The organism is Halobacillus sp. B23F22_5 (genome assembly GCF_043497085.1).
Classification (GTDB): Bacteria; Bacillota; Bacilli; order Bacillales; family Halobacillaceae; genus Thalassobacillus.
In genome coordinates this window covers 148,001-165,444 of the sequence record NZ_JBIEKI010000004.1, presented here as the reverse complement: position 1 = coordinate 165,444, position 17,444 = coordinate 148,001, and the positions used below count along the sequence as shown (strand labels likewise).

The following is a 17,444-nucleotide window of genomic DNA, read 5'->3' as shown; positions in this document are numbered from 1 at the left end:
TATGGAGAACTGGAAGTAAGGTCTACAGCGATTACTTCCAGTTTTCCTATCAGTAGTATGGAATAGAGGTGTCGACTATGAGACAAAGTGAAATGTTATTGCCAACCTTGCGAGAAACCCCGGCAGATGCGGAAATTAAAAGCCATCAGTTGTTAGTCAGAGCGGGGTATATCCGTCAGATTGCTTCTGGAGTCTACAGTTTCCTGCCGATTGGCCGCAGGGTATTACGGAAAGTTGAAGAGATTGTAAGAGAAGAAATGGAAAAGGCCGGAGCTCACGAAATGTTGATGGCAGCTTTGCAGCCAGCAGAGTTATGGAAAGAAACGGGTCGCTGGGATACTTTCGGACCTGAACTTATGCGTCTGCATGACCGCCATGAACGGGAGTTCGCTCTCGGGGCTACCCATGAAGAAGTTATTACAAGTATCGTTAGAGATGAAGTGAAAAGCTATAAGAAACTGCCACTGACTGTCTATCAGATTCAAAATAAATTCCGTGATGAAAAACGTCCGCGTTTCGGTTTATTACGCGGCCGGGAATTTTTAATGAAGGACGCTTATTCGTTCCATGATTCTTTTGAAAGCCTTGATGGTACATACCAAAGGATTTTTGATGCGTATTCAAACATCTTCCGGCGCTGCGGTTTGAATTTCCGTGCGGTAATTGCGGATTCAGGAGCAATGGGTGGTAAGGATACTCATGAATTCATGGTTTTGTCAGAAGTGGGAGAAGATACAATTGCTTATTCTGATACTTCCCGCTATGCCGCTAATATTGAAATGGCGCCTGTCATTACAGAATATACAAAGTCTGAAGAAGAGCCGAAAGACATGGAGAAGGTGGAAACTCCTGATCAGAAGACCATGCAGCAGGTTGCTGATTACCTTGGCCATTCCCTTGAAGAAGGTCTGAAATCAATCATGTTCAAAGTAGATGACCGCTTTGTTATGGTTGTTACACGAGGGGATCATGAAGTGAATGATGTAAAACTCAAAAATCTTTATGATGCCAGCTTGATTGATCTCGCTTCTGAAGAAGAAACAAGAGAAATGATCGGTGCCGGTTTTGGTTCACTCGGACCTGTTGGTGTACCGGAAAAGGTAGAAGTAATCGCTGATCTTGCTGTGGAGGCAATGGTGAACACCACCTGCGGCGCCAATGAAGAGGGTTATCACTATAAGAATGTAACGCCAGGCAAAGACTTTACCGTGGATAAATACGCCGATCTCCGTTTTATTAAAGAAGGTGATCCATCTCCGGATGGAGAAGGTACCATTAAATTTGCCAGAGGTATTGAAGTAGGACATGTATTCAAGTTAGGTAAATTCTATGCAGATAAGATGGACGCTTCTTACCTGAATGACCAGGGCAAGTCCAATACCATGATCATGGGATGCTACGGCATAGGTGTTTCAAGAACATTGGCATCGATCGTGGAGCAATACCATGATGAAGACGGGATTACATGGCCGGCAAATGTTGCACCTTACCAAGTACATGTATTGACCCTGAACCCTAAAAAGGAAGAGCAGGCAGCACTTGGAGAAGAGTTGTACCAGAAGCTGTTAGCTCAAGGGATTGAGGTTTTATATGATGACCGGAAAGAGCGCCCAGGAGTGAAATTTGCGGATAGTGATCTGATCGGTATCCCGCTTCGTGTGACAATTGGAAAACGTGCAGGAGAAGGCATCGTCGAATTTAAAGATAGGGCCACCAAGGAACAAATCGAGCTTGAAGCGGATCAAGTTATCGATCATGTGAAACAGTTCCTGAACAAATAAACGCTTCAATTGTATCTTGATTTAACGGATATACCCTTGCTACATTAATAATGCGAGGGTATATTTTATTGTTTCGATGAAGTTGTTATTGGTCTGCCAAAATCGAAGGCTGTAACTCAGCCGCGAGGGCTACGATTTATTGGGAGGAATCATCGTGGGAGTTTCAAGTAGAGAAAAGATGGAGCTGTTATTAGAGCAAATTCAGTTCCCTGAAGAAATAGCAGAACAGCACTTGAGCAAAAGCTCATTAAAAAAATTGGAAGTATACAAACAGACGAAAACATGGCACTTTCACTTTCAACTGGAGTCTCCGATGCCTCCATCAGTGTATCAATTATTCATTACTAAACTGCAGGAAGGTTTCCGCCATATTGCTCCTGTGGTGGATTGGACATTCCACACAGACCAGCAAACCATCCAGGAAAGTGACTTGCTGGATTATTGGAAGTGTTTTGTACAGACAGTACCTCAGTTATCTCCTGCCTACAAGGATTTAGTGTTAGAACAGCAGCCGGAGATAAACGGGAATAAGATTATGTTAACCTGTCGCAACGAAGCAGAAAGTCATGCCGTTCAGAAACGCCTGCATGAGCCATTGCTTTCCTTCTGCAAAAAAGTAGGAATTACTCCATGTACAGTTGCGACACAAGTAAAAAGCCAGGAAGAGGAAATCAAGAAGTTTCAGGAAGCGCGGCAAAAAGAAGATCAGTTATTCGTCCAGCAGGCAGTCAAAGAGAAAGAAGAACGTGCCAAGCAGCAGGGGGAAAAAGAGCATGAAGGTCCTGTCATGATTGGGTATAACATCCAGGAGGATCCTGATAAGATGTGCGATATTCTCGAAGAAGAACGGAGAAAAATCGTTCAGGGTCATGTCTTCGATGCCGAAGTGAAGGAATTACGTTCCGGCCGCCATCTGCTTTTGTTGAAAGTTACAGATTATACGGATTCTTTCTCCATCAAGATGTTCTCTCGCGGTGATGATCATGCTGAACAGTTCAAGGCGATTAAAAAAGGAATGTGGATCAAAGCACGGGGAAGTATCCAAACAGACAATTTCACATCTGAACTGACCATGATGGCGAATGACATCAATGAAATCAAACCGCTTCAACGCGTCGATGAAGCACCAGAAGGTGAAAAACGGGTAGAGCTGCATGCGCACACTACCATGAGCCAAATGGATGCTCCTGTTGCTCCCGGACGTCTTATTGAAACTGCAGCAAGATGGGGACACGAAGCAATTGCCATTACCGACCATGCGGTTGTACAAGCCTACCCAGAAGCACATTCGGCAGGAAGTAAACACGGCATCAAGATCATTTATGGGGTGGAAGCGAACCTGGTCGATGATGGAGTGCCAATAGCTTATGAAGAACAGGATCGCGACTTGGCCAGCGATACGTATGTAGTGTTTGACGTCGAGACGACCGGTTTATCAGCGGTCTATGATAAAATCATTGAACTTGCTGCGGTTAAAGTAAAAGACGGGGATATCATTGATCGTTTTGAATCATTTGCAAACCCGCATCACCCGCTATCCCAAACGACTACTGACCTGACTGGAATTACCGATGATATGGTGAAAGATGCTCCTGAAATTGAGGATGTGTTAAAGGAATTCCATGAGTGGACAGGAGATTCCATTTTAGTCGCTCATAACGCTAGCTTTGACATGGGCTTTTTGAATGCCGGTTATAAAAATTTAGGTATCGGTAAATCAACTTTGCCTGTCATCGATACGCTCGAGCTGGCTCGTCTGCTCGTGCCAGAATTGAAAAACCACCGTTTGAATACGTTATGTAAGTTTTTTGATATTGAACTTACCCAGCATCACCGGGCAATCTATGATGCTGAAGCAACTGGATATTTGCTTTGGAAGTTAATTAAAAAAGCTTTAGAAAGAGGAATCACCAACCATAAGAACTTGAATGATTATATGGGAGAAGGGAACGCGTATCAGCGTTCACGTCCCTTCCATTGCACATTGCTTGCCACCAGTCTTACAGGCTTGAAAAATATCTATCGCCTTGTTTCTCATGCTCATGTCGATTATTTTTACCGGGTGCCCAGGATACCTCGTTCTAAATTGACAAAGCTGCGGGAAGGAATCCTTATCGGATCTGGATGCGACAAAGGTGAAGTGTTCGAAACGATGATGCAAAAGTCTGAAGAGGAAGCGGAGAAAACGGCTGAGTTTTATGATTATATTGAGATCCAGCCACCTGGAAACTACTACCACTTGATAGAGAAAGAACTGGTACAGAACGAAGCACAGATTTACGATATTTTAAAAAAGCTGATTGCGATGGCGGATCGTCTTGGCAAAAAAGCGGTGGTAACCGGGAATACGCATTACATTGAACCGCATGAAAAAATGTATCGCCAAATTCTTATTTCTTCCCAAAACGGTAATCCGTTGAATCGCCAGACACTACCGGAAGTCCACTTCAAAACGACCAACGAACTTTTAAAAGAATTCGCTTTTCTTGGAGAAGACACCGCTAAGGAAGTAGTGGTGACCAACACGCAGGCAATAGCCAATCAGATAGAAGAAATTTCTCCGGTCAAAGATGATCTGTTCACTCCGAATATCGAAGGTGCTGACCAGGAAATCCGTGAAATGTCCTACAATAAAGCAAAAAGTCTTTATGGCGATGTGCTGCCTGAGTTGGTTGAGAAACGTTTGGAAAAAGAATTGGACAGTATTATCGGACACGGGTTTGCCGTCATCTATTTGATTTCTCAAAAGCTGGTTAAAAAATCACTGGACGATGGCTACCTTGTCGGTTCACGTGGTTCTGTCGGTTCCTCTTTCGTAGCGACGATGACCGGAATCACCGAAGTCAATCCATTGCCTCCGCATTATGTCTGTAAACATTGCCGTGAGCCGGAATTCTTTACAGACGGTTCCGTCGGAAGTGGGTTTGATCTCCCTGAGAAGGATTGTCCGAAGTGTGGAGAACCGATGAATAAAGATGGCCAGGACATTCCGTTTGAAACTTTCCTTGGTTTCAAAGGAGATAAGGTCCCTGATATCGATTTGAACTTTTCTGGGGAATATCAGCCGCACGCTCATAATTATACAAAAGTACTGTTCGGGGAAGAAAAAGTCTACCGTGCGGGAACAATTGGTACGATTGCAGAAAAAACTGCTTACGGCTACGTAAAAGGGTATGCAGGAGATCATCAATTACAAATTAAAAATGCCGAAGTGGATCGACTTGTCCATGGGTGCACTGGGGTGAAACGAACCTCTGGGCAGCACCCGGGCGGTATCATTGTTGTACCGGATGATATGGAAATTTACGATTTTACCCCGATACAATATCCGGCGGATGATACGAAATCGGAGTGGCGTACGACTCACTTCGACTTCCATTCCATTCACGACAACCTGCTCAAACTTGATATCCTCGGTCACGATGACCCGACTGTCATCCGTATGCTGCAGGATTTGAGTGGCATCGACCAAAAAGAAATCCCTGTCGATGATCCGGAAGTCATGAAAATTTTCAGTGGGCCGGAGACTCTGGGAGTCACCGCCGATGAGATTTTATGTAAAACCGGTACACTTGGTGTTCCGGAATTCGGGACACGCTTTGTTCGTCAGATGCTTGAAGACACCAGGCCGAAGACATTTGCTGAACTAGTAATCATTTCAGGCTTGTCACACGGTACGGATGTATGGCTCGGTAACGCCCAGGAATTGATCAATGATGGCATCTGTACATTGCCGGAAGTAATCGGCTGTCGTGATGACATCATGGTTTATTTGATGCACAAGGGGCTTGAACCTTCACTTGCCTTTAAGATCATGGAATTTGTTCGTAAGGGACGCGGACTTCAGGATGAGTGGATTGAAGAAATGAAGAAACACGGGGTCCCTGACTGGTACATTGATTCCTGTAAAAAAATCAAATACATGTTCCCGAAAGCCCACGCGGCTGCTTACGTATTAATGGCAGTGCGGATCGCCTACTTCAAGGTTCACTATCCGATCTATTTCTATGCTGCTTACTTTACCGTCAGAGCAAGCGATTATGAATTGGAGACGATGGTCAAAGGGGCAGATGCGATCAAGAAACGAATTGAAGAGATTCTGGCTAAAGGAAATGACGCTTCGCCGAAAGAGAAGAGTTTGCTGACAGTGCTCGAACTATCTCTGGAGATGTGCCAGCGAGGCTATTCCTTCCAGACAGTTGACCTGTATAAATCAAGTGCATCCGAGTTTCTTGTCGATGGCAATACCCTGATTCCACCTTTCAATGCCATTGACGGCCTTGGAACGAATGCCGCTATCAATATAGTGAAAGCGCGGGAAGATGGCGAGTTTTTATCCAAACAGGACTTGCGAGAGAGAAGCCGGATTTCCAAAACAGTGCTTGAATATCTAGACCAGCAGGGCTGTTTAGAAGGGATGCCGGAAGAAAACCAGCTTTCTTTATTCTGATGGTTAGGAATGGCCTTTCTTGCAATAAATAGCAACGTATGATATATTTTTATTGGTTAGAAAAGTGATACGAAGGACGGCGAAAGAGTGGGGCAACCCGCTCTTTCGTTTATCTTTACGGTTATTTTTCTGTGTCGAATTGGCTTAGCACCTGTTGCGCACTACATATGCTGTAGTGCCGTATTTTTGTAGAGATACATTACCCGACAACTACAGAATTCAATTGAATGAAGAAAACCCGCCAATCATGCATGATAGGAATGGTTATATTAGAAATACTAAGGGGAAGAAGAAGGAGGGAACGACATGGGTGAAAATGTTATACGCTTGACAGAAGAGCTGGTTCAGCCGGTATTGGAAGACATGAACCTGGAGCTCGTCGATGTTGAATTCAAAAAAGAAGGGAAGAACTGGTTCCTTCGTGTGTTTGTAGATAAAGAAGATGGCGTAGATATCGAGGAATGCGGGTATGTCTCTGAACAGCTTAGTGAAAAGCTGGATGACGTGGATCCGATTGAATTCCCTTATTTTCTCGAAGTAGCCTCACCAGGAGCGGAACGACCGTTGAAAAACAAGGAAGCAATTCAAAAGCATGTCGGCCGCCGCGTTCATGTGAAGCTATATGAACCGATAGATGGTGACAAAGAATACGAAGGTGACTTGAAATCCTTTGATAATGATGTCGCTGAAATTGAATTCCGAATTAAAACGAAAACAAAAACAGTTGAAATTCCTTATGATAAAATCGCTAAAGCCCGTCTGGCAGTGAGTTTCAATTAAAGGGGGAGAAGATAGTTGAGCAACGAACTTTTTGAAGCAATCCATTATCTAGAGAAGGAAAAAGGCATCGATAAAGATATATTGATTGATGCCCTTGAAGCTGCGTTGATTTCTGCTTACAAGAAAAACTTCAATTCAGCTACTAACGTACGAGTGGATTTGAACGAAGAGGAAGGATCCATGCGGGTGTATGCAAGGAAAACAGTAGTTGAGGAAGTTATGGACCCTCAGCAGGAGGTTTCAACGGAAGAAGCAAAAGAAATTAATCCGAATTATGAGCTGGAAGATGTCATTGAAGTGGAAGTTACACCGAAGGACTTCGGACGTATCGCAGCTCAGGCAGCTAAACAAGTAGTGACCCAGCGTGTCAGGGAAGCGGAACGTGGTATTATCTATGGCGAATACAGCGACCGCGAAGAAGATGTCATGACGGGGATTATCCAACGGAAAGATCCACGCTTCATATATGTGAATCTTGGTAAAATCGAAGCCCGTCTTCCTGAAGCTGAACAAATGCCGACGGAAACATATGAAATCCACGACCGCCTGAAAGTATTGGTCACAAAAGTGGAAAACACCAATAAAGGTCCACAGATTTATGTATCACGTACTCACCCGGGCCTTCTGAAGCGCCTGTTTGAAATGGAAGTTCCAGAAATTTTTGACGGGACTGTAGAAGTTAAGTCAGTAGCACGGGAAGCGGGAGACCGTTCTAAAATCTCTGTCTTTGCGGAAGACCAGGAAATTGATCCGGTCGGTTCCTGCGTTGGCCAGCGGGGGCAGCGTGTTCAGGCTATTGTCAATGAATTGAAAGGCGAGAAAATAGATATTGTCCAATGGTCTGAAGACCCGGTAACCTATGTTTCCAACGCCTTGAGCCCTTCCAAAGTGGTGAAAGTGCTTGTTAATGAGGAAGAAAAAGCAACCACCGTCATCGTACCCGATTACCAGCTATCCTTAGCGATCGGTAAACGTGGTCAGAATGCCCGTCTTGCTGCCAAATTGACTGGCTGGAAGATCGACATCAAGAGCGAATCAGAGGCTGAAGAAGAAGGCCTATTGGATGATAATGCCGATAATTTAGAAGAAAACGATACAGTTGAAGCTTTTTCTGACACAGACGAAGAACGCTTTGAATAAGGAGTGGTAGTTATGGCTGCTTCCAGAAAAGTACCATTACGTAAATGTGTAGTAACGAAAGAAATGAAACCAAAACAGCAGCTGATACGTGTCGTGCGCAACAAAGAAGGAGAAGTATTTGTTGATCCGACTGGAAAGAAAAATGGCAGAGGCGCTTATGTTTCAAAAGACACAAAAGTGATCGAAACAGCCCAGGACCAGGATGTCCTCAGCCGGCAGTTGAATACAAAAGTGGATGTTTCCATTTATGAAGAACTGAAAGAAATTGCTGGAGAATGACGAAATGCAAAAAGCATTGAATTTACTAGGACTTGCCTTTCGAGCCGGCAAGTGTACACTCGGTGAAGAATTAATCACAAGAGATATCCAGAAAAAAAGAGCCAAACTTGTATGGATAGCAGAAGATACAGGCTACCAGACGAAAAAAAAGCTGATAGACAAATGCAGCTTTTACAATATACCCTACTATCTTGCAGCCGACAGGGATACACTTTCCCAGGCTATTGGTAAGGAGGGGAGAGTCGCGATCGCAGTTCTTGACCAAGGATTTGCGAAAAAGTTGCAATCGCTGCTCGATGAATCTATTCGGGGGTGAACGTATGAGTAAGATGAGAGTATATGAATATGCGAAAAAAAATGAAATGACAAGTAAGAAAGTGATCAATAAATTGGAGTCCTTGAATATCGAGGTATCCAACCATATGTCAACGATTTCAGACGAAACAAAATCTAAGTTGGACCAGGAATTCGGCTTTGGGAAAAAGGAACAAAAGCCAGAAAAACAGCAAAAAAACGATTCCAACAAAAAGGATGCTCAAAAACAAAACAATATGAATAATCAACCAGGCAAGCAAGGAAACAACAAGAAAAAATCCAATCAGAATAAAAAGAAGAGCAACAATCAGAAGAAGAACCAAAAACAAGAACGAAACCAGCAGCAGCAAAACCAAAAGCCGGCTAAAAAGGGCACTCCGGAGAAAATTTTATTCTCTGGCACGCTTACAGTAGCTGAGTTGGCGGAAAAACTGAACAAAGACACTTCCGAAATCATCAAAAAATTGATGATGTTAGGTGTCATGGCAACGAAAAACCAGGATCTTGATGTAGATGCGATCGAATTGATCTGTTCCGAGTATGGGGTAGAAGTCGAAGAAGAAGTACAAGTCGACGAAACCGATATTGAAAACTACCAATTCGAAGATGCGGCGGAAGATTTAGAAGAACGTCCTGCAGTGGTCACTATCATGGGGCACGTCGACCATGGTAAAACAACATTACTTGACTCTATCCGTGATACCAAAGTGACCGAAGGGGAAGCAGGCGGCATCACCCAGCACATCGGTGCTTACCAGGTAGAGGAAAATGGCAAGAAAATCACTTTCCTTGATACACCAGGTCACGCTGCTTTTACGAGCATGCGATCCCGTGGTGCCCAGGTAACGGATATTGCAATTTTAGTTGTAGCAGCAGATGACGGTGTCATGCCGCAGACAGTAGAAGCGATCAACCATGCAAAAGCTGCTGAGGTACCGATCATCGTAGCTGTCAACAAAATGGATAAAGAAGGTGCAAACCCTGACCGTGTCATGCAGGAACTGATGGAATATGAGTTGATTTCCGAGGACTTCGGGGGCGAAACCATTTTCGTCAAGATGTCTGCAGTCAAGCATGAGGGCATCGACGATTTATTAGAAATGATCGTACTTGTATCTGAAATGGAAGAATTGAAAGCCAACCCGAACCGTCCAGCATATGGTACAGTCATTGAAGCAGAGCTTGATAAAGGCCGCGGGTCCGTAGCTACCTTGCTTGTGCAAAATGGTACATTGCGTGTCGGTGATGCACTCGTGGTAGGAAATACGTTTGGCAGGGTCCGTGCAATGGTTAATGACCTTGGCCGTCGAGTGAAGTCGGCTGGACCTTCTACTCCAGTAGAAATCACGGGCTTAAATGAAGTTCCGCATGCCGGAGATCGTTTCCTTGCCTTTAAAGATGAGAAGAAAGCCCGTGCAATCGGAGAGGCTCGCCAGCAGAAGCAAATCGAAGCACAACGTAGCGATAGAACAAAAGTAAGCCTGGATGACTTGTTTGAACAGATCAAACAAGGGGATATTAAAGATATCAATCTGATTTTGAAAGCTGACGTTCAAGGTTCAGTTGAAGCTCTTGCTTCTTCCCTGGAAAAGATCGATGTCGAAGGTGTCAAAGTCAACATCATCCACACCGGTGTAGGTGCCATCAATGAATCAGATATCAATTTAGCATCTGCATCTAATGGCATTGTGATCGGGTTCAATGTCCGTCCTGACGCCAACGCTAAAAAAGCGGCCGAATCTGAAGATGTAGAAATCCGTTTACACCGCGTCATTTATAAAGTAATGGAAGAAATTGAAGCGGCTATGAAAGGGATGCTTGATCCTGAATATGAAGAAAAAATCATCGGTCAAGTGGAAGTCCGTGAAACATTCAAAGTGTCTAAAATCGGTACAATTGCCGGCGGTTATGTAACTGATGGTAAAATAACTAGAAACTCCGGAGTGCGGGTTGTACGTGATGGCGTCGTTATTTTCGAAGGTGAAATTGATACGTTGAAGCGTTTCAAAGACGACGTGAAAGAAGTAGCGCAAAACTATGAGTGTGGTATTACAATCAAGAATTATAATGATATCAAAGAAGGCGACATCATCGAAGCATATGTCATGGAGGAAGTAGAGCGTACATGATCCTTAGTGCTGAAGTAGAATGCTTCATCTATGACGCTCAGTCGTTGAAGGAGAAACGTTCTGTCATTAAAAGGATTACTACCCGGCTGCATAACGAGTACAACGTTGCTGTAAGTGAACTGGATTACCAGGACTTATGGCAGCGTACTGTAATCGGCATCGTGACGATTTCAAGTGACCGGGTTCAGGCAGAACGTCTAATCCAACAAGCGTTAGCCTTCATTGACTCATATCCTGAAATTGAAAGGGCAGAGACGACATTGGATTGGTGTTAACCTGCCTTAGCATAGAAGAGGTGGATGACATGAGTGATTTACGTGCCAATCGCGTAGCAGAACAAATGAAGAAAGAGCTTGGAGATATTATCAGCAAAAAGATCAAAGACCCTCGTGTAGGTTTTGTGACGGTGACAGATGTAAGTGTTACCGGTGACCTTCAGCAAGCGAAAGTTTATATCTCCGTTTTAGGTGACGATAAACAACAGCAGGATACATTGCTCGGTTTGGCCAAGGCAAAAGGGTTCATCCGTTCTGAGATAGGAAAAAGAATCCGCCTGCGCAAAACACCAGAAATATCTTTTGAATTCGATGAAGCGATTGAACGAGGCAATCGTATCGAAGAGATACTCCGTGATTTGAATGATACGCATAGCAATTAATCCAGAAGAAGACTGTCCTCTTTTTGCCTGCTCTTGTGCCTGAGTATATACAGCTGCCGAATTCCGACTGTATCCGAAAGGGCATAGAGAGGGCTCCTAAGAGAGACGGTCTTTTCTTTTACTTTAAGAAAGTTTAACTTTGTTAAAGGATTAAAGTATAAGAAATACTAAGGCTTTCGCCATAAGTACTTGGCGACAAGCCACGTTTTTCTAATGATTAGGGGGTGTATAGTTTGGATGGTATACTGCCGGTTTGGAAACCAAAGGGTTGGACTTCCCATGATTGTGTGATGAAGGTAAGAAAAATTCTGCATACCAAGAAAGTCGGCCATACAGGTACCCTTGATCCTGATGTAGAAGGAGTACTTCCATTATGTATCGGACGTGCTACCAAGATCGTACCTTTTTTGACTGATACAATAAAAGTCTATGAAGCTGTCGTGACTCTCGGTTATGCAACGGATACAGAAGATAGCTCCGGAGAAGCAGTCGAATCCCGGGAAGTGTCCGAGCCGTTCGATGAGAAGGCTGTCAGTGAAATACTGAACTCCTTTCAAGGAAAAATTAAACAAGTTCCCCCGATGTACTCTGCGGTTAAAGTAAAAGGAAAAAAACTTTATGAATATGCCAGAGAAGGAAAAATAGTTGAACGTCCTGTCCGTGAGGTTTATATTCATAATATAGAAAAGCTCGGCTCCATGCGATATGAGGATGGAAAAGCAAGTTTTCCATTTCAAGTCATCTGTTCAAAAGGTACCTATATTCGGACTTTATGCGTCGACATCGGCAGGGAACTTGGCTATCCTGCCCATATGTCATTTCTGGAACGTACGCGTACAGGTGATATCAGCAAAGAGGATTGTTTCCCATTAGAAGAAATCCAAAAGCTTGCTGACCATGAAGCTTATGACAAACTGTTGCTGCCGCTTGAAAGAGGTTTAAATCATTTGGATGCCTGGCAGGTAGATGAGGAAACAAGCGAAAAAATTAAACATGGACAAGTACTGCCTGCACCAGCTCAAAACTTTACAAGTGATGTTTTTTGTGTCAAATTTCAAGATGAAGTTCTGGCAATCTATCAATTCCATCCGGAAAAAAAAGGGAAAGTGAAACCGGTAAGAGTTTTCTGATGGAGGCTTTATCTGTAGTAAAAGTAGGTGAACACCGTGAAAATTACCGAATTGAAATATCCCCATGATTTTGATACCGATGATTTTCCTCCCTCCGCACTAGCGCTAGGATTTTTTGATGGCGTCCATAAAGGCCATCAGAAGCTGATTAATACTGCAGTGGCTAAAGCACGGGAGGATAAGCTTCAAAGCGCTGTGATGACATTTTATCCTCATCCTTCTGTTGTATTGAAAAAACAGGAACAACATGCTAAATACATTACACCAATGCGGGAGAAACAACAGATATTGGAAGATCTTGGAGTGGAACAATTGTTCATCGTTAATTTTGATGAGCAGCTAGCGGACCTTTTACCCCAGGAATTTGTCGATCATTTTCTTATCCAGTTGAACGTCCGACATGTCATAGCGGGATTCGATTATAGCTATGGGAGGATGGGGAGAGGCAACATGGAGACACTGCCATTTCATTCCCGGGGAAAATTTGACCAGACTGTTATTGAAAAAGTACAAGATGATGAAGAGAAAATAAGTTCGACCCGTATTCGTCATGAATTGAAACTGGGTAATATGCGAGAGGTATCCTGGCTGCTTGATCGTCCCTTTTCCACTTATGGAAGAGTGGTGGAAGGTGATCAACGCGGAAGGACGATTGGATTTCCTACCGCAAATATCGAGTTGCACGAGGACTATTTATTGCCTCGAGTAGGAGTGTATGCTGTCAGTGTCAAACACAAGGGGCAGGTCTATACTGGTATGGCCAATCTTGGATATAAGCCGACCTTTCAAGATGATGCTGAAAAACCAAACCTCGAAGTGTATATTTTTGACTTTTCTGGAGATATTTATAATGATTGGCTGGAAGTCTATTGGCATGCTTTCATTCGAAAGGAAGAAAAGTTCAATGGAGTCGAAGCTCTGATTGAACAACTAAAGCAGGATGAACTGGAAATCCGTCGTTTTTTCTCTGATCACCAGAACTAATCCTTGCATTTTTTATGCAAAAGTTGTACCCTTAAATACGGAACCTTCGCTTGGCAATGCGTTCCTCCAACGCTTGCTAGGGGAAAGGGAATTTTTATAGAAATCTAGGAGGTGTAGCCGTATGGCCATCACACAAGAACGTAAAAACGAAATCATTAATGAGTATAAGACTCATGACAACGACACTGGATCTCCAGAAGTACAAGTTGCTGTTTTGACTGAGCAGATCACCAGCTTGAATGAACATTTGCGCACGCATAAGAAAGACCATCATTCTCGCCGTGGTTTGTTGAAAATGGTAGGTAAGCGTCGTAACCTATTGAACTACCTACGTAATAAAGACGTTACACGTTACCGCGAGTTGATCAAGAGTCTTGGCTTGCGTCGTTAATGGTAAAGACAAAAAGCGGGAGTTTATCCCGCTTTTTCTGTATGTTTGAATACATAAAGATGCATCCTTTGGTTGCATACTTTTATAAACGCACATCTCTTCATCCTTTTGCAACAAGCGTAAACATCCATGCTTCAACTACTGAGCAAAGGGTATAAGGAGAGATTGTTTTCACTTTATCAGTGAGTATTGAGAGGAGTATAGAAATTTATGGCAGATGAAAAACAAATTTTTTCGATCGAAGTCGGCGGTCGGACCTTCTCCATCGAAGTAGGAGAATTAGCTAAGCAGGCCAATGGAGCTTGCATGATACGTTATGGCGATACTTCTGTATTGTCCACTGCGACTGGATCAAAGGAACCGAAAGACCTACCTTTCTTTCCGTTGACTGTCAATTATGAAGAACGCCTGTATGCTGTCGGGAAAATTCCTGGTGGGTTCATTAAAAGGGAAGGACGTCCAAGTGACAAAGCAGTTCTTGCTTCCCGTCTGATTGACCGTCCTATCCGTCCAATGTTCCCGGATGGATTTCGTAATGATGTACAAGTCATCAGCACCGTTATGAGTGTTGATCAGGACTGTTCATCTGAAATGGCAGCCATGCTTGGTTCATCATTGTCCCTGGGTATTTCAGATATCCCATTCGCAGGCCCAATTGCCGGAGTGATTGTGGGACGTATCGATGGTGAGTTCGTTATCAATCCGACAACGGAACAACAAGATAAAAGTGATATCAACTTAACAGTTGCCGGAACAAGGGATGCTGTCAACATGGTAGAAGCGGGAGCTTTGGAAGTTCCTGAAGAAGACATGCTGGAAGCAATCATGTTCGGTCACGAAGAAATCAAACGCCTGGTAGCATTCCAGGAAGAAGTTATCGAAGCAGTCGGTAAAGAAAAGATGGAAGTGACTTTAGTTGACCTTGATCAGGAATTAAAGCAGCAGCTGGAAGCTGACGCAAAAGAGACAATGGTCAATGCTATTCAGACGCACGAAAAGAAAGCCCGTGAAGCAGCGATCGATACGGCTAAAAAAGACATTATCGCCAGCTACGAAGAACAGGAAGCGGATGAAGAAACCATCCAGAAGGTTAAAGCTATTTTGGATGATATGGTGAAAGAGGAAGTACGCCGGTTAATCACCAAAGAAAAAGTACGTCCAGACGGCCGTAGTCCCGAAGAAATCCGCCCACTTTCTTCCCGTGTCGGTGTATTGCCACGTACGCATGGGTCAGGTTTGTTCACTCGTGGACAGACACAGGCGCTTAGTATTTGTACCCTTGGACCGCTGGGTGACGTCCAGATACTGGATGGTTTGGATCTGGAGGAATCGAAGCGTTTTATGCACCACTATAACTTCCCGCATTTTTCCGTCGGCGAAACTGGACCGATTCGTGGGCCAGGCCGTCGTGAAATTGGTCACGGGGCACTAGGCGAGCGCGCTCTTGAAGTGGTTGTACCATCTGAAAAGGATTTCCCTTATACCATCCGTCTTGTTTCAGAAGTACTGGAGTCCAATGGTTCTACATCCCAGGCAAGTATTTGCGCGAGTACATTAGCGATGATGGATGCAGGTGTGCCAATCAAAGCTCCTGTTGCCGGTATCGCGATGGGACTTGTTAAATCGGGAGAAGATTATACAATCCTGAGTGATATCCAGGGTATGGAAGATTTCCTTGGGGACATGGACTTCAAAGTAGCCGGTACAGCTGAAGGTGTCACCGCATTGCAAATGGATATCAAAATCGAAGGACTTTCCCGTGAAATCCTGGAAGAAGCATTAACCCAGGCGAAAAAAGGCCGTATGCACATTTTAGAAAGCATGCTGGCTACGATTCCGGAGTCCCGTCAGGAACTATCCCAATATGCACCTAAGATTTTGACGATGCAGATCAAACCAGACAAAATCCGTGATGTCATTGGGCCAAGCGGAAAACAGATTAACAAGATTATTGAAGATACAGGGGTTAAAATCGATATCGAGCAGGATGGAAAAGTATTCATCTCTTCCACAGATTCAGAGATGAACTTGAAAGCGAAGCAGATCATCGAAGATATCGTCCGTGAAGTAGAAGTCGGAGAAATTTACGAAGGTAAAGTTAAACGTATCGAGAAATTCGGTGCCTTTGTGGAACTCTTTAAAGGCAAAGACGGCCTGGTCCATATTTCTGAAATGGCAGAAGAACGGATCGGTAAAGTGGAAGATGTCGCAAAAATTGGTGATATTCTGAAGGTCAAGGTTAAAGAAATCGATAACCAGGGCAGGGTCAACCTTTCACGCAAAGCCGTATTGCTTGATGAAAAGAAAAAGCAAGAAGCAGCAAACAATAACGAAGCATAATGAAAAAGAAGCTGGGCAGCCAGTTTCTTTTTTTTATGCTTTCATTTCATTGCACAGTTCTACCTCGTCCTCCTTCTCCATAAGGTAATAATAGAGGGGAGGGATACATGTGAAAATACGCTACATATGGGCAGCTGCATTCGTTATTTTCATCATCTTTATTTGCTTTTTTACTATTAACAGTAAATACGGGCTTACTAAAAATGTTTATCTCCCACTTACTGCCTCCAAAGAATCAAATCCTCTCTACCAAGAGATCAAAGAAAGACGTAGTGAATTCGAAATTGCTCCCGAGGATGCTTACATTGATCAAGTGTGGAAAAAAACACCGGGATTGAACGGAAAAAAGGTTAACATAAAAAAATCCTTTGACAATATGAAAAAAGAAGGCGTTTTTAATGAAAAAAAGTTAGTGTTTGATCCTGTGCGTCCTCAGAAATCGCTGGAAGATCTCCCCGCTTCACCCATTTATCGAGGTCATCCTGATAAGGAAATGGTTACCTTTCTAATCAATGTTTCCTGGGGAGCTGAGCATATTCCTTCCATGTTAAAAACGCTGAAGGAAAAAAAGGTAAAAGCCAATTTTTTCATTGAGGGAAAATTTGCTGAGAAAAATCCAGATTTGGTAAAAATGATCAAGGAAGAGGGGCATATAATAGGAAACCATGCATATAACCACCCTGATATGAGTAGAATGAACAGCGGAGAAATTCAGGAACAAATAGAACGAACGAACCAAATTTTAGCCTCGTTGACAGATGAAAATCCAAAATGGTTTGCACCGCCTTCTGGCAGCTATAATGATGCTGTCATAGAAACTGCCGCAGCATTGGAGATGGAAACTGTGCTATGGACGGTCGACACCGTAGATTGGAAAAAGCCAACAAAACAAGTGATGGTCCAACGGGTAGTTTCTAAAATTCACCCTGGGGCCATGGTATTAATGCACCCAACAGCAGTAACAGCTCAAAGTCTCGGAGAAATGATCGAGCAGATAAGCGAAAAAGGATTGAAAATAAATGATATTGAGGCCTTGATGAGTGAATCAAGATAAAAAGGAGGCAGAT

The 17,444-nt window shown here is 43.5% G+C and carries 14 protein-coding genes; all 14 read left to right on the top strand.

The genetic code is table 11. From position 1 onward, the window contains the following. Positions 1-77: 77 nt before the first annotated feature. The 14 genes from ACGTN9_RS07825 to ACGTN9_RS07760 all read left to right on the top strand — a co-directional run bounded on the left by ACGTN9_RS07825 (position 78) and on the right by ACGTN9_RS07760 (position 17,431). Positions 78-1,781 (top strand): proline--tRNA ligase, encoded by a 1,704-nt coding sequence (locus ACGTN9_RS07825; RefSeq protein ID WP_499591788.1) that lies wholly within the window; start codon positions 78-80, stop codon positions 1,779-1,781. 154 nt (positions 1,782-1,935) lie between these two features. Beyond that, entirely contained in the window at positions 1,936-6,231 is a 4,296-nt protein-coding gene (locus ACGTN9_RS07820; RefSeq protein WP_499591787.1) for a PolC-type DNA polymerase III, read from the top strand. A gap of 306 nt (positions 6,232-6,537) precedes the next feature. Beyond that, the gene (gene rimP, locus ACGTN9_RS07815) at positions 6,538-7,011 is read left to right on the top strand and encodes a ribosome maturation factor RimP (RefSeq protein ID WP_499591786.1); all 474 of its coding nucleotides are present in this window, start codon (positions 6,538-6,540) and stop codon (positions 7,009-7,011) included. A gap of 15 nt (positions 7,012-7,026) precedes the next feature. Beyond that, positions 7,027-8,151: a transcription termination factor NusA gene (nusA, locus tag ACGTN9_RS07810; RefSeq protein WP_499591785.1), complete on the top strand. Its 1,125-nt coding sequence runs from the start codon at positions 7,027-7,029 to the stop codon at positions 8,149-8,151. 12 nt (positions 8,152-8,163) lie between these two features. Then, positions 8,164-8,430 (top strand): RNase P modulator RnpM, encoded by a 267-nt coding sequence (rnpM, locus tag ACGTN9_RS07805; RefSeq protein WP_499591784.1) that lies wholly within the window; start codon positions 8,164-8,166, stop codon positions 8,428-8,430. 4 nt (positions 8,431-8,434) lie between these two features. Further along, positions 8,435-8,746 (top strand): YlxQ family RNA-binding protein, encoded by a 312-nt coding sequence (locus ACGTN9_RS07800; RefSeq protein WP_499591783.1) that lies wholly within the window; start codon positions 8,435-8,437, stop codon positions 8,744-8,746. A 4-nt stretch (positions 8,747-8,750) separates the two neighbouring features. After that, positions 8,751-10,874 (top strand): translation initiation factor IF-2, encoded by a 2,124-nt coding sequence (gene infB / locus ACGTN9_RS07795; protein WP_499591782.1) that lies wholly within the window; start codon positions 8,751-8,753, stop codon positions 10,872-10,874. Continuing rightward, positions 10,871-11,149, top strand: a complete 279-nt coding sequence (locus ACGTN9_RS07790) for a DUF503 domain-containing protein (RefSeq protein ID WP_499591781.1) — start codon at positions 10,871-10,873, stop codon at positions 11,147-11,149. The genes infB and ACGTN9_RS07790 overlap by 4 nt, the downstream gene beginning before the upstream one ends. Before the next feature lie 29 nt (positions 11,150-11,178). Continuing rightward, positions 11,179-11,532, top strand: a complete 354-nt coding sequence (rbfA, locus tag ACGTN9_RS07785) for a 30S ribosome-binding factor RbfA (RefSeq protein WP_093045768.1) — start codon at positions 11,179-11,181, stop codon at positions 11,530-11,532. 224 nt (positions 11,533-11,756) lie between these two features. Further along, positions 11,757-12,662, top strand: a complete 906-nt coding sequence (gene truB, locus ACGTN9_RS07780; protein ID WP_499591780.1) for a tRNA pseudouridine(55) synthase TruB — start codon at positions 11,757-11,759, stop codon at positions 12,660-12,662. 36 nt (positions 12,663-12,698) lie between these two features. Further along, positions 12,699-13,646: a bifunctional riboflavin kinase/FAD synthetase gene (locus tag ACGTN9_RS07775; protein WP_499591936.1), complete on the top strand. Its 948-nt coding sequence runs from the start codon at positions 12,699-12,701 to the stop codon at positions 13,644-13,646. 121 nt (positions 13,647-13,767) lie between these two features. Further along, positions 13,768-14,037 carry a 30S ribosomal protein S15 gene (gene rpsO / locus ACGTN9_RS07770; protein WP_499591779.1) on the top strand — a complete coding sequence of 90 codons (270 nt, stop codon included), beginning with the start codon at positions 13,768-13,770 and terminating at the stop codon, positions 14,035-14,037. Positions 14,038-14,247: 210 nt separating this feature from the next. Then, on the top strand, positions 14,248-16,377 hold the full coding sequence (gene pnp, locus ACGTN9_RS07765; RefSeq protein ID WP_499591778.1) for a polyribonucleotide nucleotidyltransferase: 2,130 nt from the start codon (positions 14,248-14,250) through the stop codon (positions 16,375-16,377). A gap of 109 nt (positions 16,378-16,486) precedes the next feature. Further along, a complete protein-coding gene (locus tag ACGTN9_RS07760; RefSeq protein WP_499591777.1) occupies positions 16,487-17,431 on the top strand; it encodes a polysaccharide deacetylase family protein in 945 nt (314 codons plus the stop codon). The last annotated feature ends 13 nt before the right edge of the window (positions 17,432-17,444 follow it).

Bases quoted from the DNA above. Each gene is read 5' to 3' on its own strand.
- rpsO (WP_499591779.1), top strand. From the start codon at position 13,768: ATGGCCATCACACAAGAACGTAAAAACGAAATCATTAATGAGTATAAG.
- ACGTN9_RS07825 (WP_499591788.1), top strand. From the start codon at position 78: ATGAGACAAAGTGAAATGTTATTGCCAACCTTGCGAGAAACCCCGGCA.
- rnpM (WP_499591784.1), top strand. From the start codon at position 8,164: ATGGCTGCTTCCAGAAAAGTACCATTACGTAAATGTGTAGTAACGAAA.
- infB (WP_499591782.1), top strand. From the start codon at position 8,751: ATGAGTAAGATGAGAGTATATGAATATGCGAAAAAAAATGAAATGACA.
- ACGTN9_RS07790 (WP_499591781.1), top strand. From the start codon at position 10,871: ATGATCCTTAGTGCTGAAGTAGAATGCTTCATCTATGACGCTCAGTCG.
- pnp (WP_499591778.1), top strand. From the start codon at position 14,248: ATGGCAGATGAAAAACAAATTTTTTCGATCGAAGTCGGCGGTCGGACC.
- rimP (WP_499591786.1), top strand. From the start codon at position 6,538: ATGGGTGAAAATGTTATACGCTTGACAGAAGAGCTGGTTCAGCCGGTA.
- rbfA (WP_093045768.1), top strand. From the start codon at position 11,179: ATGAGTGATTTACGTGCCAATCGCGTAGCAGAACAAATGAAGAAAGAG.
- ACGTN9_RS07800 (WP_499591783.1), top strand. From the start codon at position 8,435: ATGCAAAAAGCATTGAATTTACTAGGACTTGCCTTTCGAGCCGGCAAG.